21 protein-coding genes and 3 tRNA genes are annotated in these 21,638 nt (G+C 46.2%); 13 read left to right on the top strand and 11 right to left on the bottom strand.

Annotated features, from left to right (window positions below):
• The 3 genes from JW727_07010 to JW727_07000 all read right to left on the bottom strand — a co-directional run.
• On the bottom strand, positions 1 to 409 hold a 409-nt coding region (locus tag JW727_07010), incomplete at its 3' end, for an AAA family ATPase (protein ID MBN2095768.1).
• Positions 410 to 489: 80 nt separating this feature from the next.
• Entirely contained in the window at positions 490 to 1,458 is a 969-nt protein-coding gene (locus tag JW727_07005; protein MBN2095767.1) for a hypothetical protein, read from the bottom strand.
• 129 nt (positions 1,459 to 1,587) lie between these two features.
• Positions 1,588 to 2,562 carry a hypothetical protein gene (locus JW727_07000; GenBank protein MBN2095766.1) on the bottom strand — a complete coding sequence of 325 codons (975 nt, stop codon included), beginning with the start codon at positions 2,560 to 2,562 and terminating at the stop codon, positions 1,588 to 1,590.
• 83 nt (positions 2,563 to 2,645) lie between these two features.
• Here JW727_07000 and JW727_06995 point away from each other — a divergent pair, with 83 nt between their 5' ends.
• From JW727_06995 to JW727_06970, 6 genes are all read left to right on the top strand, one after another.
• Positions 2,646 to 3,260, top strand: coding sequence for a hypothetical protein (locus tag JW727_06995; GenBank protein ID MBN2095765.1), 615 nt, complete (start codon positions 2,646 to 2,648; stop codon positions 3,258 to 3,260).
• Positions 3,261 to 3,292: 32 nt separating this feature from the next.
• Positions 3,293 to 4,465, top strand: a complete 1,173-nt coding sequence (locus JW727_06990; GenBank protein ID MBN2095764.1) for a hypothetical protein — start codon at positions 3,293 to 3,295, stop codon at positions 4,463 to 4,465.
• Positions 4,466 to 4,499: 34 nt separating this feature from the next.
• The gene (locus JW727_06985) at positions 4,500 to 4,889 is read left to right on the top strand and encodes a hypothetical protein (GenBank protein ID MBN2095763.1); all 390 of its coding nucleotides are present in this window, start codon (positions 4,500 to 4,502) and stop codon (positions 4,887 to 4,889) included.
• A gap of 189 nt (positions 4,890 to 5,078) precedes the next feature.
• Positions 5,079 to 5,402 (top strand): hypothetical protein, encoded by a 324-nt coding sequence (locus tag JW727_06980; GenBank protein ID MBN2095762.1) that lies wholly within the window; start codon positions 5,079 to 5,081, stop codon positions 5,400 to 5,402.
• A gap of 103 nt (positions 5,403 to 5,505) precedes the next feature.
• Positions 5,506 to 7,635, top strand: coding sequence for a hypothetical protein (locus JW727_06975; GenBank protein MBN2095761.1), 2,130 nt, complete (start codon positions 5,506 to 5,508; stop codon positions 7,633 to 7,635).
• A gap of 62 nt (positions 7,636 to 7,697) precedes the next feature.
• Positions 7,698 to 8,381 carry a class I SAM-dependent methyltransferase gene (locus tag JW727_06970; protein MBN2095760.1) on the top strand — a complete coding sequence of 228 codons (684 nt, stop codon included), beginning with the start codon at positions 7,698 to 7,700 and terminating at the stop codon, positions 8,379 to 8,381.
• Between the two features lie 92 nt (positions 8,382 to 8,473).
• Here JW727_06970 and JW727_06965 read toward each other — a convergent pair.
• Positions 8,474 to 8,605 (bottom strand) — tRNA-Asn (locus JW727_06965).
• Positions 8,606 to 8,738: 133 nt separating this feature from the next.
• Between JW727_06965 and JW727_06960 the strand changes: the two genes are divergently transcribed.
• The 3 genes from JW727_06960 to JW727_06950 all read left to right on the top strand — a co-directional run bounded on the left by JW727_06960 (position 8,739) and on the right by JW727_06950 (position 10,600).
• A complete protein-coding gene (locus tag JW727_06960; protein MBN2095759.1) occupies positions 8,739 to 9,269 on the top strand; it encodes a DUF192 domain-containing protein in 531 nt (176 codons plus the stop codon).
• A gap of 194 nt (positions 9,270 to 9,463) precedes the next feature.
• A tRNA-Trp gene (locus JW727_06955) sits at positions 9,464 to 9,789 on the top strand.
• Positions 9,790 to 9,832: 43 nt separating this feature from the next.
• Positions 9,833 to 10,600 (top strand): P-loop NTPase, encoded by a 768-nt coding sequence (locus JW727_06950; GenBank protein MBN2095758.1) that lies wholly within the window; start codon positions 9,833 to 9,835, stop codon positions 10,598 to 10,600.
• On the opposite strand, the gene JW727_06945 is transcribed toward JW727_06950, so the two are convergent.
• Genes JW727_06945 through JW727_06935 form a run of 3 tightly spaced genes read right to left on the bottom strand, consistent with a single transcriptional unit; the run spans position 10,536 to position 12,938 of the window.
• Positions 10,536 to 10,997 (bottom strand): hypothetical protein, encoded by a 462-nt coding sequence (locus JW727_06945; protein ID MBN2095757.1) that lies wholly within the window; start codon positions 10,995 to 10,997, stop codon positions 10,536 to 10,538. The two genes, JW727_06950 and JW727_06945, sit on opposite strands and share 65 nt — an antisense overlap.
• Positions 10,998 to 11,044: 47 nt before the next feature.
• The gene (locus tag JW727_06940; protein MBN2095756.1) at positions 11,045 to 11,611 is read right to left on the bottom strand and encodes a hypothetical protein; all 567 of its coding nucleotides are present in this window, start codon (positions 11,609 to 11,611) and stop codon (positions 11,045 to 11,047) included.
• 31 nt (positions 11,612 to 11,642) lie between these two features.
• Positions 11,643 to 12,938, bottom strand: a complete 1,296-nt coding sequence (locus tag JW727_06935) for a DHH family phosphoesterase (protein ID MBN2095755.1) — start codon at positions 12,936 to 12,938, stop codon at positions 11,643 to 11,645.
• Positions 12,939 to 13,006: 68 nt separating this feature from the next.
• Between JW727_06935 and JW727_06930 the strand changes: the two genes are divergently transcribed.
• Positions 13,007 to 14,725, top strand: a complete 1,719-nt coding sequence (locus JW727_06930; protein MBN2095754.1) for a hypothetical protein — start codon at positions 13,007 to 13,009, stop codon at positions 14,723 to 14,725.
• A 23-nt stretch (positions 14,726 to 14,748) separates the two neighbouring features.
• On the opposite strand, the gene JW727_06925 is transcribed toward JW727_06930, so the two are convergent.
• The 3 genes from JW727_06925 to JW727_06915 form a co-directional block, all read right to left on the bottom strand.
• A complete protein-coding gene (locus tag JW727_06925) occupies positions 14,749 to 15,690 on the bottom strand; it encodes a DUF2334 domain-containing protein (protein MBN2095753.1) in 942 nt (313 codons plus the stop codon).
• Positions 15,678 to 16,706, bottom strand: a complete 1,029-nt coding sequence (locus JW727_06920; GenBank protein MBN2095752.1) for a glycosyltransferase family 2 protein — start codon at positions 16,704 to 16,706, stop codon at positions 15,678 to 15,680. The genes JW727_06925 and JW727_06920 overlap by 13 nt, the downstream gene beginning before the upstream one ends.
• Before the next feature lie 127 nt (positions 16,707 to 16,833).
• Complete coding sequence (locus JW727_06915; GenBank protein MBN2095751.1) at positions 16,834 to 18,492, bottom strand: ATP-dependent DNA ligase; 1,659 nt, start codon at positions 18,490 to 18,492, stop codon at positions 16,834 to 16,836.
• 54 nt (positions 18,493 to 18,546) lie between these two features.
• Between JW727_06915 and JW727_06910 the strand changes: the two genes are divergently transcribed.
• Entirely contained in the window at positions 18,547 to 19,713 is a 1,167-nt protein-coding gene (locus JW727_06910) for a hypothetical protein (GenBank protein MBN2095750.1), read from the top strand.
• A gap of 30 nt (positions 19,714 to 19,743) precedes the next feature.
• Positions 19,744 to 20,880: a hypothetical protein gene (locus JW727_06905; protein MBN2095749.1), complete on the top strand. Its 1,137-nt coding sequence runs from the start codon at positions 19,744 to 19,746 to the stop codon at positions 20,878 to 20,880.
• On the opposite strand, the gene JW727_06900 is transcribed toward JW727_06905, so the two are convergent.
• A complete protein-coding gene (locus tag JW727_06900; protein MBN2095748.1) occupies positions 20,877 to 21,341 on the bottom strand; it encodes a hypothetical protein in 465 nt (154 codons plus the stop codon). The two genes, JW727_06905 and JW727_06900, sit on opposite strands and share 4 nt — an antisense overlap.
• A gap of 27 nt (positions 21,342 to 21,368) precedes the next feature.
• Between JW727_06900 and JW727_06895 the strand changes: the two genes are divergently transcribed.
• Positions 21,369 to 21,635, top strand: a tRNA-Glu gene (locus tag JW727_06895).
• Positions 21,636 to 21,638: the final 3 nt, after the last annotated feature.

The raw sequence follows: 21,638 nt of genomic DNA, 5'->3' as shown, positions 1-21,638 counted from the left end.
TGGTGCCGATAGTAACCTGCCGCTCAGCCATGCACTGGAGCATCGCTGCCTGCACTTTAGGAGGCGCCCGGTTGATTTCGTCAGCCAGTGTAAAGTTTGAGAAGATGGGGCCTTTTCGTATGTAGAACCCGCGCGCCTCCTCGTAAATCTGGACTCCGGTAATGTCGCTTGGAAGAAGGTCCGGCGTAAACTGCACCCTGGAAAAAATAGCCCCCTCTATCGTTTCTGAGAGGCACTTGATCAGGTGGGTCTTTGCAACGCCCGGAACTCCCTCAAGAAGCGCGTGCGAGTTGCACAGCAAGCACTTTATCACGTCATCAATTACGGCATCCTGACCTAGCACCGCCTTATGAATTTCCCGCTTTACTTCAGAAATCTTGATTTTGTGTGTCTGAATATTGCTATTCATAAACTAATATTCATATAGTTTAGTTAGCTCTGATAGCTTAAGCTAAAAAATAAACAAACCAGAAAAAAAACAAAAAGCAATTATGCGCTGCTTGCAAATACTGTAATAACGCCTTCCTTTACGGTTCCTTCGTTAACTCCGTACGGCACATAGGCCTTTATGCATGCTGCAGTTGAGTTTCCTGGGACTATTGGGCCGTCATTCGTTGTGTTCCAGAAGTAAGTGCCTACGCTTCCGGAGTTTATTGCATCCTTGTTCCACCAAACAAGCATGACCTTTCTTGTCGCGCCTGATGTGGCATTTTGCACAAGGACTCCGTATCCGGTAAGGTTGTGCCCTGCTCCGACTGTTCCGTAGCACCATCCATCTTCACCTGCCGCATTGAGGGAAACTGTCACGTGGTTTGCCGCCTGGAAGTCTACTGTACCGGTTGTGGCTTCCGTGTGGGCATTGTTACCAATCATGAAGCTTCCGCCGCCGCAGTCTGTTGCGTTACTTATCATCCAGAAGTATTCCTCGTCTGCAAACCTGAACCTTCCGTAGTCCCTGTTTTGGGGTGGCATGTTTCCTGCGTCATCTTTTACGTAAACAAGCGCTCTTACTTCAGGATATTCAACAAGGTTAGGGAACTTGAAGTCGCTGTATTTGTTTAGGTCATTGCAGTTGCTGGAGTTTGCTCCGCCCGCTGGTTCTCTTGCGATTACTATGAAGTTTCCTGCGTCATAATTCTGGGCACTGGCGGTTGCAAATGGCCTTGCTGTCGGGTAACTTGCGTTGAACCATATGTAGGTGATGTTGTGTGAACCGATATTTTCTACCTGTATTGCAAAGTACCCATTGGCTTCATTGGAATAGTTTCCAATGCTTCCCGGTTCCAATGCATTCCAGGTCAGAAGATAGGGGTCGATGTTTACCATTGTCTTTGTTGATATGGTTATCGAGACGTTTGCCGTTTCCGTATCGTTCCAGTCGACTGCAAGTGCAGGGGAACAAATAGTGGCTGCAAGTATTGCTATTGCTAAAAGTATGTTGCTGGACCTTTTTTCCATACATATATTTAGATGTCTATATATATAGTTTCGGATTATATACTTTCCAATAAGCTTATTGAAATATCGATAAGCTGTGTTTTTGTACCGTCTGGCAAGTTCAGATAATACTTCAAAAAATAAAATGAGCTATGCCGACTCGGCAATTATCGTGAGCTGCCCCTGCGCGATATTACCTGCCGCGGTGCCGTAAGCAACCTTTACCTTTGCGTACATTATCGCTGCAGCGCCAGGGTAAAGCGTCGTAGAGGACAGGTAGTCTATGTGGCTTCCCGCTGCTGTTCCTCCAGGCGCGTCTTTATTCCAGTGGCTGAACATTGTTGTGTTGCAGTCTGCATTGACGGATACAGAGTAGTTGTGGTATTCCGCGTTAGAGCCAACATATACCTGAAGTGCGTAGCCCCAGGTTCCCTCTGCGTTGGGTGTAAGTGTGCCGCTTCTGCAGGCCTGACCTCCCGAAGAGTCATTCAGGGTTGCGTCGCAAGCCGAGATATCAACCGTTCCGGACTGAGTCTCGTTATGTGGCTCTTTTCCTATGTAGAAGGTTCCGTCGGTGCAGTTTGTGTTTGGAACAACCGCCCAGAAGTATTCCTTTCCGCCGTCCCTGAACCGTCCATAGCCCTCCCAGCTTGCAGGAAGTGTAAGGTAGATATCCGGGTGGGTTTCATTGTACTCAACGCGGTTTACGAAGTAGTAATAGTCGCTTGTTCCGTTTGTCTTGCTAAGCGCCACAAAGTTTCCTGCATTGTAGTTTGCCGCGACACCCGTCCCGAAGGGGGGTGCTGTTTCATAGGTCGTGTTTGCCCAGAGGTGGGTGATGTTTGTTGAGCCCATGTTTTCTATTTGTATCTCTTTGCTGACACCCTCCCTGCCAGGGTCTACTGCCTGAGCGCCTGTCCAGGAAAGCGTGTCCGGGTCAATTACAACGATAGTCTTTGAGCCGACCTGCACGGTAATGTTAATGGTGTCGGAAACATTTTCCGCCGCTATTGCCGGGATTGCCAAAAGTGATGCTGCCGATGCAATGAGAAGTAAGCTTAAGGTTATTCTTGCAAACTTGCCTGCACAGGCAGCGCAGTCTTTTTTGCGTAACTCAGAGTTCATAACTATCTAACTTAGCATATATATATTCTGGCGCTAATGAAATTTCAGTAAACCTATTGAAATAATAATACTATTGCTACATTATGGTGCTGCCCCCAAACGAGCTTGGCGTTTTGGTGAGCTTGTTTCCCGAAAAACATTTTAAAACGCTTAAGGAAATACAGAAAAAGTGCGGTTATTCCTATGAGAGGGTTCATTCTGCAGTCCAGTCGCTAAGCGAAAAAGGCATTGTTGGCACAAAGAGATACGGGAATGTAATAGTCGCCTTTCCAAACTACCATTCTGATTTTGCATTTCTGGGTTTTGTCCACTATACTACTGAGTCAAAGTCCCGGTTTTACACAGATTCAATGGGAATTTTGTCCCAGAAGGCAAGAAAGGTGCAGGATTCCGGAAGTGTCCATGAGAGGACGCCTGGCGAAATCAGTTCCTGCCTTTCCGGACTTGAAAAGCTGGATGCTGAACTGGTATCTGTCCTGGACTTTTCGATAATGCCTGTAAAAAAAGTGGCTCTTATGGTTTTAGGCCCCAAATATCTTTCAGAGGAGCTTCTTAAAATGGAGTACCGCTGCGGCCTTCGCTTTGACGCACAGTTTGAAACTATCGAGTCAATTTCAAGGAAAAGAGACGACTCCCGGTACCTTAATGGAATTGTGGTAAAGGGGGTCGAAAAGTTCTATCGCGCGTTTTACCTTTGAGCTATAAGTATTACCTGCAGGCAATATAATATATGCCGGAAGTTTTTGTCCAGAAGGCATCTGAGCTTTTGCTTAAGAATGATATTGGCATTGGCCTAAAGGCCGGATATTACTATCCTGATTTTTGGGTGAGGGACGGGCTTATTTCGTCAATGGGCTTATCCCTATCGGGCGATGCGCGCCTGGAAAAAATCGCAAAAGCATGCATACAGACTGCTGCAAAATTCCAAAGGTTCACCGGCCAGATGCCAAATAAGGTAACTCCTGACGGGAAGAAAATCTGCTTTGGCGAAGGAGGGTGCATTGATTCAAGCTTGTGGTACCCGATAGCGGCCTGGAATTATTTCAAGAGCACAAAAGACCTGGCATTTTTAAAGGAGCACCACAAACGGGTCGAGCATGCAATGGGCTGGGCAATCTGCCTTGACCAGAACAGCGACTGGATGATTGAGACTAACTTTGGAAGCGACTGGATGGATATGCTTCTCCGGTCTGGAAGGGTACTCTATGACAATGTCCTTCTATACAAGGCGCTTAAGGACGCTGACGAAATAAACCGCTTTTTGGGGTTTGAGCAGAAGTGGGGCTGGATTGCAGAAAACCTGCGTGAGCACATAAACATGTTCCTGTGGCCCACACAGGAATCCCTGGAGGAAGTGAGAACGCGTTATGGCCACACAGGGCTTGAAAAGGATGTGGAAACCGTGATGTCAAACGAAAAAGGAGAGCGGAATTTCTACCTTGCTGAGCTTGGCTTTCGCACATACGACCCGCGCTTTGACGCGTTCGCAAACACACTGGCAGTTCTTTTCGATGTCGCGCCAAAAGACCGACGGAAAAAAATACTCGATGCAATAGAGTCTGAGCTTGTGAATAAGCCCTACCCGATAAAGGTGCTTCACCCTGCAATCTCAAGGTACGACCCTTTCTGGAATTTTTACTTCCGCTGGACGGACCTGCCATGCCTTCAGGAACCTGGGAACTTTCATAACGGAGGAATCTGGCCTTTTGCTGGCGGTTTTTACATAGCCGCATTAAAGAAGGAAAAAAGGCCATATGAACGGGCTTTCGATTCTCTTGTCAAGTCTTGTGAGATGGAGAACTGGAGGTTTCCCGAGTGGATAGGCCCTGACGGAAAGCCGGGCGGCTCTGCAGACCAGACCTGGTCTGCTGCGATGCTGATTTATGCGCATTTTAGTAAGTGAATACTTATAAGTAGCTATTTTTATAAATCCTTTAATGAAAGGAGAGGAAGTTTTTCTTCAATGGGTTAAGCCAAGGAAACTAGGAGTTGAGCTTGTTAACGAGACTATTGAGCTTCCGGTAGTGCCGGGGTATATTGAATTGGTAAAAAGCGGATCGAGAATTGTGCCTGACATCTATGCAGTTGACTCTAGAAGCATTCCTCGTGGTTTTTGGGCAGTCAAGATAGAGAGAGTGAACGGTCCGCGGCTTGGAGAGTACATTGAGCTTCAGTTGGAGTCAGATTTCAACAGGGGGCTTATCGAGCTTAACTCAATATACAAGACCCTTGGAGAGTATGCCACAATCATTAACGGCAAGCTGATTGGGCATAAGGACTTCACCTTGGAAATGTTATTGTCAGGGAAACAGATCGCCGGCCGGTAATTATAGACTGGAGCAAGGCAGGGGAACTCGGATCGGGCGAAAATGGGGACAGGAAGTATTTTTTAAGTGCTACTGCGGATAAACTAAGGGAAATTGGCAGACCAGGCGCATATCCAATACTTGAAAGGGCGTTTGACCTAGGTTATTTTGAATCAGGAATTAATCAAATATAGCGAGCCAATAATAGTTATGAAGTGCGAAACTTTTGTGAGGGAGCACCTTCCCGCAATCAGGGCGCTTCTTTCAAAGGAGCTTACCTCAAGAGGCCTCACCCAGCAGGAGGCGGCTGAGAGGATATATCTCACCCAGCCGGCAATCGCTTTTTACCGAAAAGCTGCAAGGGGAAAGAAAACCAAGGAGCTTGAGAAAATTCCCGGGGCAAGGGAAAAGGTTGAGGCGCTTGCTAAACAGATTTTTGAGCACCCAGTGCCAAAGGAGGAATTGGAAAAAGAGTACTGCGGGTTTTGCCGTATTGTTTTCAGCCAGCCGAAAGACAACATTTCGCAGGAGTGATGCCTTTAGCTCGACCATGGCAGTCTGCAAATGTTAAATCTTCAATTGCTACCCTTTGATTATCCAGAGGAAAACTCCGTATTAGTCATTGACCTATTTAGTTATGGGCTCTAAGGATTCAAGAGAGTCGCGAGCATCTTCTTCTGCAAAGGACAAGTATGAGATTCCTGATTCTGAAATTGGCGGTGGGTCTGACATAAAATCCCTTCAGTACGAAATATTCCAGGATGAGGAGAAGATGAACACTCTTCCAAAGTCTCTTTACGAGCGGGCGGCAAACTTTTCGGAAAAAATTCTTCCCCTTGACCCGGATAAGAAGGCAAAAGAGAAGCTGCAGGAGGCAATAGAGTTTGCGCACATCAGCGTTACCCCGAGAGGCGTGCTGTCGGTTACTTTCCTTCTGGGCGCTCTTTTGTTTTTTGCCGGCGGGCTTTTGGTGGTAATGGGCTTTTTCACCTTAGCCATGGCGGTAATTTATTTCTGCGTTGTGGCTGGCCTTTCCTATTACCTTTACACATACCCTTTCCGCCTCAAGAAAATATACGAGCTTAGAGTCGGGTCTGAAATAGTGATGATGGTTCTTCACATGGTAATCTTCATGAGAAATTACCCGAACCTTGAAGGAGCCGTGAAGTTTTCTGCTTCAAATATTACAGGGCCTCTTGCCCTTGACCTCAAAAAGCTGATGTGGGACGTTCACATAGGAACTTACGACTCCATGGAGCAGGGGATTCTTGCTTTTTCCCAGAAGTGGAAGACCACTTTCCGGTCTTTTTCGGATTCCATTAACTCGATAGTATATTCCCTCTATACCTCAGGAAACAGAAGAATTGAGCTTCTCGATGAGTCAGTTAAGATTATCCTTGACTCACTGGACGAAAGGTCAAACAGTTACGTGACTCAGCTTAAATCCCCAATTACACTTGTAAACGCGCTTGGAATACTTCTTCCAATACTTGTCCTTACGATGCTTCCTATTATCACGATATTCCTGGAGAATATTCCTCCGGAGGTGATTTTCGGGCTTTATGATATTCTCCTCCCGATGACTCTTTTGTTTGTCATAAAGAACATACTTGACCAGAGGGTCGTAACCTTGCCGGAGCCGGACCTCTCCCTGAATCCAAATATCCCACCCCAGAACATGTTTTCCTTCAAGGGCATAAACATCCGCTCTCTTATTCCTGCGCTTTTGATTCTTCTGCCCTTCGCTTATCTTGCCTGCACCCATTACGAGTACATGGTTATCGCTTCCGAAGAGGACATTAATAAGTACTTTACCGCACAGGAGAGAGCGGCTATGGGCGCAACTGGGCTATCGGGAGGCGCGATAATAGACCAGGGGCTATACCTGTCCTACTTTATCGTCCTTGGTCTTTTCCTTTCCATTTCCTCGTATTTCCTTCTCAACTCTTTCCAGAAAATAAAATTCCGAAAGGAGATTCTCGAGATGGAGGATGAGTTCAGGGAGGTTTTGTTTGGGCTTGGCCAGGAGATAGACAGGGGCATACCCATCGAAGTCGCGCTCCAGAAGATTGCGCCAACTCTTCGGGGACAGTTTTCCGTAAAGCTCATCGACAAGGTAATGCAGAACATAAACTACCGGGGCATGACTTTCGAGCGGGCGATATTTGATGAAAATGAGGGTGCGATAAGGTACTTTCCATCAAAGCTAATTCGCTCTGTACTCAAGGCGGTGACCGATTCATCAAAAAAGGGCACAAAGATTTCTGCTGAGATCATGATTTCCATTTCCAAGTATCTTTCCGACATTCACAGGACTCAGGAAAACATCCAGGACAAGTTTTCCGAGATACTTGGGGGCATGAGCATGCAGGCGAAAATTCTCCTTCCCCTTATCTGCGCAATAATGAGCGTCATTACCTATATGATCGTCCAGATGATGAATTTTCTGAGCTACCAGATAGGAGCGCTTTCCGCAAACCAGGCGGTTTCGGGCTACGCGGGGCTTCTTACACTTTTCAAGAAGGTTGAGATGTCCCCGGCCATGTTTCAGTTTGCAGTCGGCATATATGCGATAGAGACGATAATAATTCTTTCCTGGTTTATGAACGGAATCCTCAGGGGAACAGACAAAATAAGCCTTCACAACTCCATTGGAAAGAACCTTCTCGTTGGGGGGCTTCTCTACATATTGATTGCTGTAATATCTGTGATGATTTTCAGCCCGTTCCTGGAAATCCTGAAAGTAGGGCTTGGCACTGCGATATAGCTGCGCATTTTACTATTTTTCCCATCCCTCAAAAATAATTTATCTGCGCCCACGATGCTATTATGGGGTCGAAAAAAATATGCAAGCCGGATGATGAAAATTATATTTTTTCCGAGGGAATAGACTACTCCAGAACCGGAGATGTCTCAATCTGGGGGAAGGGCGACCCCGACATGCTGAATTTTTTGTTAGGGACAGAGATTTCCGGAAGTTGGCTTAACCTTGCTGCCGGTGACGGTCGATACAGCTCCATTTTGCTTGAGAAAGCCAAGAAAGTTATATCCTGCGACATTGACGAAAGCGCCCTTTGTAAATTGCGGAGAAACACGCCTGAAAAGTTTAGGGCAAAGCTTTGCACTGAAACCTTTGACATAACCCGGAAGTTTCCCTTTGAAGACCATTATTTTGATGGGATATTTTGCAGCGGAACCCTGCATCTTTTTCCAAAGGAAGTCTTAAAGAAGATATTTGCAGAGATGGACAGGGTGCTCAAGCCAAATGGAAAAGTCATTATTGACTTTGCAGCAGATATAACGCGAAAATCCCCTGAAGGAAATCTAATCACTTTTGGAGACGAGCCGCTATATACAATGGAAAGGGCGAAGTGCCTTCTAAAGAGCATCTTCAGGAATTACGAAACAAATATGTTTGAGTCAGAGGTTACGGAAGACTATGAAAGGGCCAACCCTCCTTACAGGTTGGATTGCAAGTTTGTCATTTTGTCGGGCAAGAAAAATGGCAGCTAGCCCAGATATAGAAATTATATCAAAGCATCATTTCTTCTCTAAAGAAAGCCAGACCTCACAAAACAACTAACCCTATCGCAGATGTAAAAAAGCGCCTCAGGAAGGATATCCACCATTCAGTTCTTTTGGGGTTGTTAGACCTTTTCTTTTAAGAAAAGGGATGACCTCGGACCTTCGACCTAGTGGTTAACAGCCACTCGCTCTACCTACTGAGCTACTGAGGCATAACCTACATAGGGTAAAAATAAATTACTGCTTTCGAGCCAAAAATGCCTCTTTTGCGTAATGTTATGGCATTTAGGCTTTCCTGGGGGGTCTTCGCAGGCCTTAACTGACTCAGGAAATATATATTATAATATGGCTGGCGGCAGGTGCAATATTTCGAACCGGAAACGCACTTTATTTGGGGGCGCAGGCCTGATTATTTTAACTGTTTTTGCAAGTCTTCTTGCCCTCAGGATTTGGGGCTTCTATACCAACTATCCGCAGGAAACACTGGCCTGTTCTGAAAATGGGCTTAATTCCAGTTCCTGTTTGTGCTTTGGCGAAAGCTGCTACGCCCTTCAGATTGCAGACACGCCTGAGCTCAGGTCGAAGGGACTCATGTTTCGAGATGCTCTTGGGGAAAAAGAGGGCATGCTCTTTATATTTGAAAGGGAGGAGAAATGGAGCTTCTGGATGAAAAATACTCTTATTCCCCTGGACATAATCTGGCTTGACAGCAATTTGTCTGTTGTAGAGGTGATTACTGCTCTGCCCTGCAGGGAGGAGTTTTGCCCATCCTACGCCCCAAAAAGGGCTGCCCGGTACGTTCTGGAGCTGAACGCAGGGACTACTGCCCAGGAAGGCATTTCAGAAGGCCGCGCCGCCCGGTTATTTTTGCCTTAAAATATACCCTGGGGTATCAAGCGCTTTGAAGGCAAGCTAATAAAGGCATATGGCTCTCTTCCGGCCCTTTTCTTGGCGTATCCTACTCTCCAAAGAATTCCCGGGTGAATTTAGCTCTTTTTAAGACATCGCGCCTTTTTCGGAACGCTGGAACCCGAAATTTTATTCTAAAAGCTTTGCCTAAATACTATTGTGGGGTTGTGGTGTAACCAGGCAGCACAATTGGCTCCAGTGAAGCCTTTTTCTTGCAAGAAAAATGCTTCAGCCAAAAAGAAGCAACTTTGCATTTGCGAAGCAAATGCTTATAATGGAGCTTTGACGACCAAAAAACGGCCGGATGAAAAAAGGGCAAAGATTGCCGGAGAAACCAATTAATCGGGGTTCAAATTCATCCCTTCTTTCTTAAAAACAGGAAAGAAGGTCTGGAAATCCAAAGAAAGAAGCGAAACTTTTTTCTTTGGGGTGAACCACAGACCTTTCTTTTTCAAAGAAAGGGATAGGGAAAATCCCTGCAACCCCACTCTTTTCAAAAGCTTCTTTAATCTATCCAGTAGGTTATAGTTATGGCTTATACCAGAGTTATAGGTATCCTTTCCGGAAAAGGCGGAGTCGGAAAGACTACCCTGACCTTTAACCTTGGCGCTGCCATGACTGATCTTGGAATGAATGTGGCAATAGTTGATGGCAATGTGACCACCCCAAACCTATCAATACATGCAGGCCTTGCGCCCGGCAACATTTCCCTCCATGATGTCTTAAAGGGAAGGGTCGACATATACGATGTGATGAAGCTTCTCCCTTCGGGAATGAAAATAATTCCCGCCTCTCTGAATGTAAGCGACCTTGAGGGGACAAACCCAATGTACCTTGGCTCCCGGCTTCGGGACCTATTGGGGCGCTTGGACTATATACTTATCGACGGAGCGCCTGGGCTTGGGGGGGAGGCAATGGGCGTTCTTGGAGCTTCCCATGAGATAATAGGGGTCTCAACTCCTGACCTTCCGGCGCTTACAGACCTTCTCAAATCAATAGAGCTTATTAAAAAGTCAGACCGCAGCTATCTTGGAACGGTCATAAACATGCACAGAAACAAGCCATATGAAACAAAAAAAGAGCATGTCCTGTCCCTTCTGGAAGAAACACCAATTCTTGAAACGATACCCGACGACGATAACATGCGCTATGCCCTTTCAAAAAGGATGCCGGTAATCCACTTCAAGCCGCATGGGAGGTCATCTCTCAAGATAATGAAGCTTGCCGCAGGAATTACCGGGAGGGCTTACCAGATTCCATGGCACAGAAAACTGAGGTCTTACCTGGATTTTGTTTAGCGTGGCCTTGCGTCTTCTCTAATTTGACCTGAGGAGAAAAATCCACCTGGTATTTCGGTATGCCTAGGGATATGCCATATTTTGTAGCTTCTTCATATTGCTCCCTTCTTGTCCGGTCTATCAAAAATACCTTGCTTTTGAAGATTATATAGTGAGTATGCTCATCCTTGAAGTCGGCGTACCAGTCGTGCCTTGAGTCGAGGGCTTTGCTTAAGTCTTTGGCAACTGCTTCTGCCCGATTTTCCGGGACTTCAACTGTGTGAAGCGTCCAATGCTTTATCCAGGGAGTCTTATGTTTTGCAGTTACTTTCTCGACAACAGTCTTTATGATTTTTACCTTCTGGAGAATTTCCTTGTCTTCAAGACTTTCCTCAATGATAACTCCAACAAAGGCCATAATTATCTTGCCAATTGGAGTATTAGGAATTAAGTTCTCACAAGCCCTTATTTTTGCTGCTCCTTTGCGACGTGCTTTTTCACCTCGCTTTTCCTTATCTCAAGCGTGTTTATCGGGTAAATGGCATTCAAACTTTTCTTGAGGTATCCCTGAAGTTCGTCACTCATAATTTCCTTTGTAATGGTCTCAAGGTCGTTTTTCTGGATGTAAAGCCGAAGGAACTTCGAAAGCTCTTTTCTAAGCTTGAAGCATACACTCGAACATATATTCTTGGAAGTAATGATTACCGGCTTAAGCGTAATGTCATATCCGTCCTCGGAAACCTCTTTTATGACTGTATCTATCCTTGTGGTGAGAACCCTGACGTTCTTTGACATGTAGGCCCTTGAAACCTCGTGGCCCACGAAATCTGTCTTGAAAACGCCATCCTCAAGCTGACCTATCTTAAAAGTGAATTTGTAGTACTGTTTTGGGAAGTTCCTCTCAAGAGCCCTTCCGTAAATCATCACGTTTCTTCCAAAGCACTTGTGGGGCTTGTCCGCTGAAGTGGTGCCTATAACTTTCTCTCCAAAGAACTTGGGGGCTACTATGGGGTACTCTGCTTTGGCTTTCATTATAATAATACTCCCCCTAATCTTTAAAAACTCAACAGGAATGCCCTTTAAGCCCTTTTTGCATTTTTTCGATGAATTCCCCGGCTTTTCCGAGGGCTATTTTTCCTCCGGCTGCCTTGGGGTGGCCTCCCCCATAGCCACCGCACTCGGCGCAAACCCTGCTTATCACTTCGTCAAGGTCCACCTTATCGTTTTTCGAGCGCGCCGAAATCTTTATGCCTTCCTTTCCTTCTGCAAGCCCGATGACGACCGGCCTGCTTTCGGCATTGTTTATGTAGATGGAGACAATTGTGCCTATGATATTTTCGTCTACATTGTTTTTGGCGTCTATATACATTGCAAGCTCATCAGTGGGGAAACTGGGCAGGTTTTTGTTAAGCCACGAAAGCCCGCTTGAGATTTTCTGGCGGTACTCGTACATGACTTCATCTATTTTTTCTAGGTTTCCCGAAAGGACCTCGAAAACCTCGTCGAACTTCTCAAGCCGCCCAAAAGCGTTGAGAGTTGTAGAAAGCTCCTGTGCGTCCATAATCTTTTTTGGCTTCTGTGTGAGAATGTAAATATTTGAAAATACTTTTGATGGCTCTGCAAGGTCCTGCCTTAGGGCTTCCTTCAGGATTTCGTTTTTCAGTATTTCTTTTTCCCTGTCGGCAAGGTCGCAGTAGCTTTTGATCTTGCCATTCCCGTTGATTTCAATGTTCAGTTCCCTCAGGAACTGTATTGCTTCGGACTCGCTTTTAAGTGGTATGTGGTTTGAGTTCATAAGCGACCTGCTGAGGGGGCGGTTCACATGCCCAAAAATGTTCAGGCCTTTTTCTGTCTGGAGCCGCCCGAGTTTTTCGGCTTCATCGACAATATTCTTGTTTTCCCCTTCCTGCACCTGGTTGTCACCGATAGAGCCGACAACCGCAAAGTCCACAAGGTCAAAATTGTTCTTGCTAAGCCCTTTTGCAAAGCAGTAGCAGACTCCCGAGCCGCAAAGCGTTTTTCCTTCCGTGCAGGGGTTTATGTGGGTTATGTTGGGAGAAACTTCAGGCGTTTCCGGCTCATGGTGGTCAAGTATCACGATGTTTCTGTCTTTTGGGATAAGGGAGAGGTATCCGGAGCCAAGGTCTGAAAATATTATCAGGTCTGACTCAATTTTTTTCACCTTTTCGATAATCTCTTCACTTATCTCTTTTGCAACCATGACCTCCACAATTTTTCCTTCCCTTCTCAGGGCCTCGGAGAGAATCTTTGCAGAGCATATGCCGTCACAGTCGTAGTGCGACACGACAAGGATTTTTTTTGCGTTTCTTGTTTTTTGAACGGCTTCTTTAAAGTCCATTAGTATATTCTGAATGCAATTAAAGGGCTGCCTATTGAATTGTAATATATAAAACCCTGGATATACTTATGAAGTGCAGAGGCATAGTTGCCCTGTTTGGTCTACTCTTATCCGTGTTTTTTGCATTCTCGGCTTGTGCTTTTGCCGATGGCGGGCTTTTCAGGCCAAGTTACGATGACCTGTTAGTTTATGAGCTTCAGGACATGAATAACCAGGTCTGCGCAATAAACTATGCGGGCGGGATGGAAAGGATGCTTCTGTCAATCGAGTCGGAAGATTTTGCTTCAAGCGGCGCAGTCTGGATTTTTCCGGTTCCCGCAAAGCCGGATGACGTGCTTATTGACACTTTTAATGAGTTTCCATCTTTTTACGGAAACGAAGTTGGCGGTGAGGCAAAAGAGAAGGTTTCAGAATCTCTATTCATGATGTCTCTTACACAAGTCTACACTTTCCCGATTGGAATTCCCTTCTGGCTCATGGGCACCATGAGCGTATCAGTTCTTGAAAATACAAAGGCCCTCTCAGGTTACGATTCCGTGCAGGGAGTTATGGTCTATGAGCACCTTGAAAAGCTTGGGCTCACTACTGAGCTTATAACTGCTGAGGATAAGGAATCATTTTACAGGTACCTGCTTTCAAAGAACCTGACAATACCTGAAAAGTTCAACAATGTTGCAGAGACTTATCTAGAAAAGGATTATTCGTTTGTCGTTTCCTGGTACACCGGAAACCTCGGCTCTCAGGGCGACAGCACAAGAGACCCCATCTATAGAGGAGATTACTGCTGCAGGTCATCCGATAGAATTCCCTACTGGTCGGACTCTCATTGTGATGCCGGTAGAACAGTTCCAATCGAACTGTGTGAGGAGTACTACTGGGAAAACTATCCAGAGACCTATTATGACTATAAAAATTACCCTGCAAAGCGCCTGAGCATATTTGTAAGCTTTCCAACAGAAAAGATATTCTTCCCGATGAAGCTTACAAGCACCTATGAAAGCAAAGTTATACCTATGAAGGTATATGTCCTAGGACACGTAACTCCAGAGGTTTACTCCAAGATAAAGCCCTACGCTACAACCACTTATCAGGTTTCTAGCTATGCCCCTTACTCCCGGGAGTTGTCAAGTTTCTATGGGGGCTCCTCTTCTTCAGTAGAGGAATACACCAAAATTGAGATAAACGCCCCCTCCAAGTATCTGATAGATGATCTTTGGATTGCCTCCCGGGCTCCTTTGAAGGTGGCATTAGCAGATGTTATTTATGAGCACACCTTCTGGTGGGCGCTGGTTACCTTCCTTGTGCTTTCAGCTGCCGCAAGCTTTGTTGCCGGGACTTTCCTTTTCAGGAAAAATAAGCCCGATGGCAGGAAATTTGCGCTTCTGGGGCTTGCAAATTCGCTTACTATAATCGGTTACCTGCTGGCAGCTTACGTTTTCAAGGTGGAGTCCCGCTTTACAAGCGTGAAGGAAACTGTTAAGGCAAAAGTAAGCCACGGGGAGATTATGTTCAAGGCGTTTCTGGCTTCTGTTGCCTTAAGCATCCTGCCGATGCTCATCCTGGCGCTGTCTACACTTCCACGCCTTTTGCGCTATCCAAGTCTTTTCGATTTGATGGAGTTCCTGATGGCCTGGCCTGTCATGATAACCTTTCTTCTGCTGTTCATACTTCCAGTCACCTGGGGCTACTACAAAAACAAGAACCTACTCAAGCTTACGATACTGTTCTCGGTGATTTTCCTGGCCATGATTTTTGCCACCTGGATATTCTACGGTTTGTTGCTGTAATCTGGCTTACGCCTGCTGCCTACTTACTCCCCAGCTAACGCCTCTTCTGGCAAATCTTTAAGCCGGGCAAAGCTTACTCCTCTTTTTTCAAGCTCATCGAGCATCTGGAGGTAATTTTTATATTTTTCCTTGTCGAGCATGCCGCCAGTTGTGTAATCCTGTGGGTGGACCATTATGATACATGGCTGGCCTTCATAGAAGGCCTTCTCGCACAATTCAATTATCTCCTGGGTGCTTACAATCTCATTCTTCTGGAAGTTGTATGTCGAAGCAGTGTAGTCATAGTATCCACTTCCTTCCGAGGAGATTATACTAAATCCTGCATTTTGGATAACGCTTTCAAGCGCTTCCGGGTAAACATTTTCGGGCGGCATAAAGGTGACAATTTCTACCCCGAAAAGCTGCTCCATTTTTGACTTTGCACGCATTAGGTCATTTGCGCTTTTGTCTATTTCCTGCCTTTCGATTTCATACCGGCTATGCGCTTTTGAAGTCAGGCTCCAGCCGTGAAGGCATATTTCGATTTTGCACCGGTTTTCATAGAGAAATCTGTACATCTCGGCATCACTTTCGATTGCATAAGGGATTAATCCCACGGAAAGGGGAATTCCTCTCTGCAGGGAGTCGCCAAGTAACGTAATGGTAGCGTTTCTCCAGGCAAATGCCTGCACGTCATCAATTCTCAGAACAACGGTTCTCTGGCTTATTTCCGGTGTTATTTCCTGGCACTTTTCGGGCGTCTCAAGCAATTCCCAGTTAGGGCGGCTATTTAAGGTGGTATTGAGTGCGGCAATTGAGCTGGTCGAGATTATGAAGAAAAGGCAGGAGATAATGACTAGAGGGAGTATCTTCTTAAGAGGCCCTGAACTAAAGCGCCCTAGCGCAATGTTCAGCTTCTTTTTTACAGCAAACACGATAATTATCAGTATGTGCACCGCCAATGAAAGACCCCCTACAAACTGCATTTTATTTTCCTCCGCTCCAGCTTGTCCCAATCGTTGTTTTTCTTCTTCAGGACGACCTCGCTTGTAAAGGTCATGAGAAGGAGCGATGCGTTTAGAAATATGAGCAGTGTGTAAAGAGGAAAGTAGATTAGAATGTCCATTCTCTTTCTGATGTAGGAGCCGTAGAACGCAAACAGGAAAAGCAGGACAAAGTAGGAAGCCATGAAGTTCACAAAGAAAGACATGCTCAGCAAAGGCACTACAAAAATAAGCAGTGAGAAAGTCAGCCCTTCCATATATATTAGTGATAGCTCAAGTGCGTTTCCCGGCCTTTTGGATGCCACTTTTCTGTGCTTTACCAGGTTCTGCCAGCCGCCGCTGTACCAGCGCTTCATTTGGCGTATGTATGCCTTAATTGTTGCTGGATCCTGCGTATAGGATATGGCGTTCTGGTTATATTTTATTTTCAGGTTGTTTTCATGCAGCTTGTACGTAAAGTCCAGGTCTTCAGTGAGAGTGTCGTGGTCAAATGAGATGTATTTTCTGAATATCCCGGTTCGAAAGGCGCTTGAGCAGCCAGGCATTACAAAAAGCGCGTCTATATGCGCTTGGGCAACCTTGTGGATATCCTGTCCGATAATATAATCCAGCTCCCTGCAGGAGGTGAGCCAGTTTTCCTTCAAGCTTTTGACATAGCCCGCCACTGCGGCGATGCTTTTGTCCTGAAAGTCTCGCTCTATTTGCTTTACAAAGTCGCAGTGAAGCAGGGTATCTGCATCAGCAGTAATGAAAACATCTCCAGTCACGTATTTCAGGCCGAATTCCTGGGCCTTGCTTTTGTTTCCCGTATTTTTTGGAGTCCTTACTGCCCTTATTTTTTTCCCGAAGGATTTCAGGATTTGGGGCGTGCTGTCAGTGCTTCCGTCATCGACAATTACGATTTCGTCCGGCTTTCTGGTCTGGCAGAAGCATGACTCTATGCATGCCTTTATGGTTTTTTCCTCATTATAACAGGGTATTAAAATGGATATTTTCATACTATTAGTTAGTCAAAATTATATACTTATGGATTGATACCCCTGGGTTATATATATTTAAAATGCCTTATTTCGACCCATTTTACCTTTTTTAAGCTCACTTTGTCCTATGGAGGCATATCTTTTTTCAGGCGCCTTTTCTGAAAAGCCCCTCCACCCGTTCAAGGGAATCGACATCATCAATGCTTTTGTCGTCCCGAAACCTCACCAGTTTAGGGAACCTCAGCGCAAAGCCGGATTTGTAGTTTGGAGACTTTTGTATTTCCTGGTAGCCGACCTCTATTACTATTTTGGGACGGAGCCGCACGGAATTATCCTTTTCAAGCTCAATCAGGGGCTTTAGAATCTCTGTTGCTTCCCTGAACTGCTCATCAGTCAGCCCGGTTCCAAGCTTTCCAATTTCCAGGAGGTCTCCGGTTTCAGGGTCCCTGATGGAGAGAGTAAACGAGCCAAGCCACTGGGCGCGCCTTCCTTCTCCCCACTCAGCGCCAGTTATTGCAACATCAAGCGTTTCCTTTTCGGGCTTGACCTTGTACATATTTCCTACCCTTTTTCCCGGCTGGTAGGGCTTACTCAAATTTTTGACCATAACGCCTTCCTGGCCTAACTCAAGGGCATTTTTGTAGAATTTTTCTGCTTTTTTTAAGTCTTTTGTCACAATCTGCTCGGCAAGCTGGAACTTGCCTGGCACCACATTGATAATTTTTTCAAGCTCCGCCCGCCTTTCCCTGAAAGGCAGCATCATAATCTCCCTGTCGCCAATGAGAAGGCAGTCGAAAAGGTTTGCCTGGATAGGTATTTCCTTTGAAGTGTCCCTGATTTCGTATTTTCGGTGTATTCGTTTTGACAATTCCTGGAAGGGAAGTGGTTTTCCTTCCCGGAGCCCTATGGTTTCGCCCTCGACAATCGCTTTTTCTGCCAGGATATTTTCCCTTGCAAGCTTTACGAGGTCGGGAAACTGCTTTGTCACGTTTTCAAGACGCCTTGTAAACACCCATATTTTTTTCCCGTCTTTTTCAATCAGTGTCCGAAGCCCGTCATACTTGACCTCTATTGCGGGATCCTCAGCGCTTTCAAGGGCTTTTTCGAGACTCTCGGATTTTTCGGCAAGCATTACCCGGATGGGTTTTCCTATCTCAAGCTCTGCCTTTAGGAGTCCTTCCGAGCCCTCATTTTTAGCTATAACTGCAACCTCGCCAAAATCCGTTTTCAGGTTGTACGCCCCTTCAACCGTTTCGGAAGGTATTTCGTATGCCTTTGCAATGGAGTCCCGGAGTATCCCTTCAGCGGTTCCAAGCCGCAGCTCCTCAAGGACAGTTCGGATAATGTACTTTGCTTCAGAACCTTCAGCGAAATTCAGAAGCTCAATCATCACGTTCTGCTTTTTGCCCTGGGAGTTTTTCCCGGTCAGCGTTGCGAGCTCCCTCAGGGAGTCATATACCTTTTCGATATTAAGGGTTCGCTTAAGCAGGCTCATCTGCTTTTTTTCCCTCACAAGCTTTTCTGCTGTCAGCCCCAGGTCTCCGGTTTCCTTTAGGATGTCGAGAATTGCCTTTTTGGAAAATCCAAGTTTCTGGAGGGCAGAGACAACAATTTTGCTTGCAACCCCCACCTCCATCTCCTCGCTTTCGTGGTATATTTTTCCCTGGAGAAGCGCCATCACGATTCTAAGCTCGTAATCGTCATCAATGCCTTTGATGAACTCGGCCAGGATGGCAGTCTTTTCCAGCTTTTTTGTCGTCCCTTCGAGCTTTTCATAAACTTCAGCGAGTTTTGAATAGTCCATAAAGAACCTATTTTCAAATCAATACCTTTTCTCTCCAAATCCCTAAATTATATTATGGGCGTGTCAGGATTACAGACATTAGGCAGGTTTCCTTCCCGGGTTAATCTTGTTCTGGCGGCTTTGGCTCTAGCCCTCTTTTTCCTGGCAGTTCTTCAGCAGGCGCAAATAATAGGGCTTTCATCAGAGCTTTCCGGCAAAGAAACGCAGGTTTCTTCCCTCCAAAGGGAAGCGTCTTTACTGAAAGAGAATTTATCGGTTATCCAAAACGATTATTCCCTCCTGGAAGAAGATTTTTCCGCTCTTGAGTCAAACATGTCCCGGCTCGAAGAAGAGTGCGCGGCAATAAAGGCGGCTTATGGAAACCTCAAGGAGGAAACTTCCGGGCTGATAGAGGAAGTGCAGGATTACCGCCAGCAGATTCAGGATTCCATGGAGTGGTTTAGCGAGAATGCGCTACTGGGCGACTCGAAAAAGGAAAATGATGCGAAGAGGAAAATCGATGAAAATTGCTACGAGGTAAAAAGCAGCACCTGCCGCATAAAGCTTGGCTGCTTTTATCTGGTGAACTCGAAAAAGCTTCACCTTTCGTATATTTCGGATGTTGAATCCTCGGGCGAGATTGACCGTTTGCTGTCCCTGCAGGAATTCCTGGCTAACGGTGGCGGTGACTGCGAGGACTATTCGCTGTTTTACAAGGCAGAGTACAATTACGCTGTAAGCCGCTGCGAAGGAAAGGAGGTTATCCTCGAGGGCTGGTTCGTGCCTGAAGAAGGAGACTTGGGCGGGACATACTGGCTTAACTTCCAGAAGGGCTGGTTTCTGGAGGGCGTCTCCCAAATCGACTTTCAGGACTATATTTACCCAAACATCGTCTGCGGAAACCTCTACGACCCGGTTCTCAGGAGCATTTCCGGCCACTGCATGATTGCCTTTAGCAGCTCACCCCTGGAATCCATCGGGGACCTGGAAGAGCTTGACGGGGCGTACCTAATCGAGCCGCAGGACGGGTCTTTTTTTGGGAACTTAAACCGGGAAAACAGCGGCGTTTACCTGCTCGATGAAGAGCTTTGGGTAGACAAGCGCCCTAAATCCTGGATTTCGACAGTAATCACTGACAAGGATTTTTTCCTTTTCGACAGCAAAACCCTTTCCTGGAAGTCATACTCTTATTTTGACGGGGCTTTTGCCGAAAAGGAGGCGCTTTTGAGCGGCCTGAACTGACTTCTTAACCATTTTGCCCGCCTTTATCTTATGGAAGCGGACTTGTCTGGAAGGGCCAGGGAAATAATCAAGAGCTGCGAAATATGCGACGAGTGCCTCGGCAGGCAGTTTCATGCCCTTAACCCAAAGCTTCCCAATTTTGAGATTGGGCGGGCCATAAGGAATTTTATAATCCTGGAGGACGCTGCAAGAGAAAAGCCGGCAGAATACAAAAAGGTCGAGAACTGCTGCCTGTGCAAGAACCTTTTCAGGGAGGTCGAGACGTACTCGGAAATGGTAGCCGAAGCCGTGAAGGAGTTTGACTATGAGACCTTTCTTGTGGGCTCCATACTGCCTCCTGAGCTGTTCACGATAGAGGAAGAGTTCTGGGAAGAGCACGGCGTCGGCTCCTGCGAGTCCATAAAGTCCAATTTCAACCGGTCCGTGGGGCTCAAGGTCAGGGAAAAGACAGGAAAGAAAATAGAGTTTGACGGGCCCGATATGACTGCTATCATAGATATTCCAAACGGCAAGATAATTGCCCAGGTTTCCCCGCTTTACATAAAGGGTGGGTACAAGAAGCTTCTCCCGAAAGGAAAGGTGCAAAAGTATATTGAAGGAACCTTCCTTGAAAAGTCGGGCGCTAGAGAGGCGGTTTTCTATTCAGTAGGGCGGCTCGAGGAAAACACGCTTACGGCTGCCTATCGCCCGTTTGTCCTCATGCTCAGGACACCAAAGGTCAGAAAGCTCAAGCTCGGAAAAATCCGCAGCGAAATAAACCAGAGAAAGTCCATCTCGGTTTCTAAAATGTCTTTTTCAAGCAAAGAGGAGCTTGATGCCATGAAAAGCGACAAGATTGCAGCCAATTTTCTCATAACCCTCAAGTTTGAGCCACTTAGCGAGGAGGAGAAAAAGGAGGCCATTAAGGCGATAAGGGCTTTGAGGAAAAAGAGGGTTGTCCAGATATTAAAGCAGAAAACAAGAAGGCCTTACATGAGAAAGATTTCACCAAAGTTTGAAGGAGACAAGATGCTTCTTGAAGTGGAAACCACTGTCGGATTTTCAGTGAACTCCTTTCTTACAGGGAAAAGCAGGCCAAACCTTGAGGGGATTCTTGGAAAGCCATTTGAAGTTGAGTCGATAGTTTTGAGACGGTTCAAGACAATGAAGCCAAAAGACTTATATTAGCTGCCCCCACCAAACCCCTCATTTTTAAGCCGGGCGCCTATTGCGATTATCCCGATTACCAGAAGAATTCCTCCAACCAGCAGAATGTCATCTGATTTTATCGAAGAGCCAGAAGGAAGCGGCAGGTACGGCCCTACCGCCAGAAGCACCAAAAACAGGAGGGCAAGTATTACCAGCATCTCCCAGCTTGCCTTCTTTTCTGTCCCGAACATGTTTTTGAGGAAAACCACAAGGAAAACGACAATCATTACGGTCGCAAGTATTGGCGCCCATTCCAGAACCATTTTTGAGTATTCTTCCGATGAGGATGCAAGAAGCGCAACGGCAAGCCCTATGATGAAATTGACCTGTTTTTGGCCTTTAAATACCCCCGACAAGTTAAGCGCTCCAAGAACTAAAGCGAACGTAAGGGCGAAGGGAACGACTAATTCCACCATCCCTGGGGGCAGAAGTGTGGCCATAAGTTATTTTAGTCTTTTTTATTATATGTCCCTGTAGTCTAGTCCGGTCCAGGATATCGGCCTCTCGTGAAGCTTTTCTTTCCCAGAAAGAAAAGCCCCAGGCGCAAAAGAAAGGGGATTTTTCCGCTTCGCGGAATAATAGCGCCCCGAGCGCTGGACGGAGACAGCCGAAGACCCGGGGTCATTCCTTCTTTCCCAGAAAGAAGGTCTGACAACTCCAAGAAAGGGGTTTTGCCGCTTTCGCGGGAATATCACCGCGAAATTGGCTAGGGTATTCAAATCCCGGCAGGGACATAT

Source organism: Candidatus Aenigmatarchaeota archaeon (assembly GCA_016932615.1).
GTDB lineage: Archaea > Aenigmatarchaeota > Aenigmatarchaeia > QMZS01 > QMZS01 > JAFGCN01.
Note: the sequence above shows the minus strand (reverse complement) of the source record. Positions and strands in the feature narration are given on the sequence as shown.

Bases quoted from the DNA above. Each gene is read 5' to 3' on its own strand.
- JW727_06935 (MBN2095755.1), bottom strand. From the start codon at position 12,938: ATGGACTTTAAAGAAGCCGTTCAAAAAACAAGAAACGCAAAAAAAATC.
- JW727_06990 (MBN2095764.1), top strand. From the start codon at position 3,293: ATGCCGGAAGTTTTTGTCCAGAAGGCATCTGAGCTTTTGCTTAAGAAT.
- JW727_06915 (MBN2095751.1), bottom strand. From the start codon at position 18,492: ATGGACTATTCAAAACTCGCTGAAGTTTATGAAAAGCTCGAAGGGACG.
- JW727_06960 (MBN2095759.1), top strand. From the start codon at position 8,739: ATGGCTGGCGGCAGGTGCAATATTTCGAACCGGAAACGCACTTTATTT.
- JW727_07000 (MBN2095766.1), bottom strand. From the start codon at position 2,562: ATGAACTCTGAGTTACGCAAAAAAGACTGCGCTGCCTGTGCAGGCAAG.
- JW727_06905 (MBN2095749.1), top strand. From the start codon at position 19,744: ATGGAAGCGGACTTGTCTGGAAGGGCCAGGGAAATAATCAAGAGCTGC.
- JW727_06930 (MBN2095754.1), top strand. From the start codon at position 13,007: ATGAAGTGCAGAGGCATAGTTGCCCTGTTTGGTCTACTCTTATCCGTG.
- JW727_06920 (MBN2095752.1), bottom strand. From the start codon at position 16,706: ATGAAAATATCCATTTTAATACCCTGTTATAATGAGGAAAAAACCATA.
- JW727_06940 (MBN2095756.1), bottom strand. From the start codon at position 11,611: ATGAAAGCCAAAGCAGAGTACCCCATAGTAGCCCCCAAGTTCTTTGGA.
- JW727_07005 (MBN2095767.1), bottom strand. From the start codon at position 1,458: ATGGAAAAAAGGTCCAGCAACATACTTTTAGCAATAGCAATACTTGCA.
- JW727_06975 (MBN2095761.1), top strand. From the start codon at position 5,506: ATGGGCTCTAAGGATTCAAGAGAGTCGCGAGCATCTTCTTCTGCAAAG.
- JW727_06945 (MBN2095757.1), bottom strand. From the start codon at position 10,997: ATGGCCTTTGTTGGAGTTATCATTGAGGAAAGTCTTGAAGACAAGGAA.
- JW727_06985 (MBN2095763.1), top strand. From the start codon at position 4,500: ATGAAAGGAGAGGAAGTTTTTCTTCAATGGGTTAAGCCAAGGAAACTA.
- JW727_06980 (MBN2095762.1), top strand. From the start codon at position 5,079: ATGAAGTGCGAAACTTTTGTGAGGGAGCACCTTCCCGCAATCAGGGCG.
- JW727_06910 (MBN2095750.1), top strand. From the start codon at position 18,547: ATGGGCGTGTCAGGATTACAGACATTAGGCAGGTTTCCTTCCCGGGTT.
- JW727_06995 (MBN2095765.1), top strand. From the start codon at position 2,646: ATGGTGCTGCCCCCAAACGAGCTTGGCGTTTTGGTGAGCTTGTTTCCC.
- JW727_06925 (MBN2095753.1), bottom strand. From the start codon at position 15,690: ATGCAGTTTGTAGGGGGTCTTTCATTGGCGGTGCACATACTGATAATT.
- JW727_06900 (MBN2095748.1), bottom strand. From the start codon at position 21,341: ATGGCCACACTTCTGCCCCCAGGGATGGTGGAATTAGTCGTTCCCTTC.
- JW727_06950 (MBN2095758.1), top strand. From the start codon at position 9,833: ATGGCTTATACCAGAGTTATAGGTATCCTTTCCGGAAAAGGCGGAGTC.
- JW727_06970 (MBN2095760.1), top strand. From the start codon at position 7,698: ATGGGGTCGAAAAAAATATGCAAGCCGGATGATGAAAATTATATTTTT.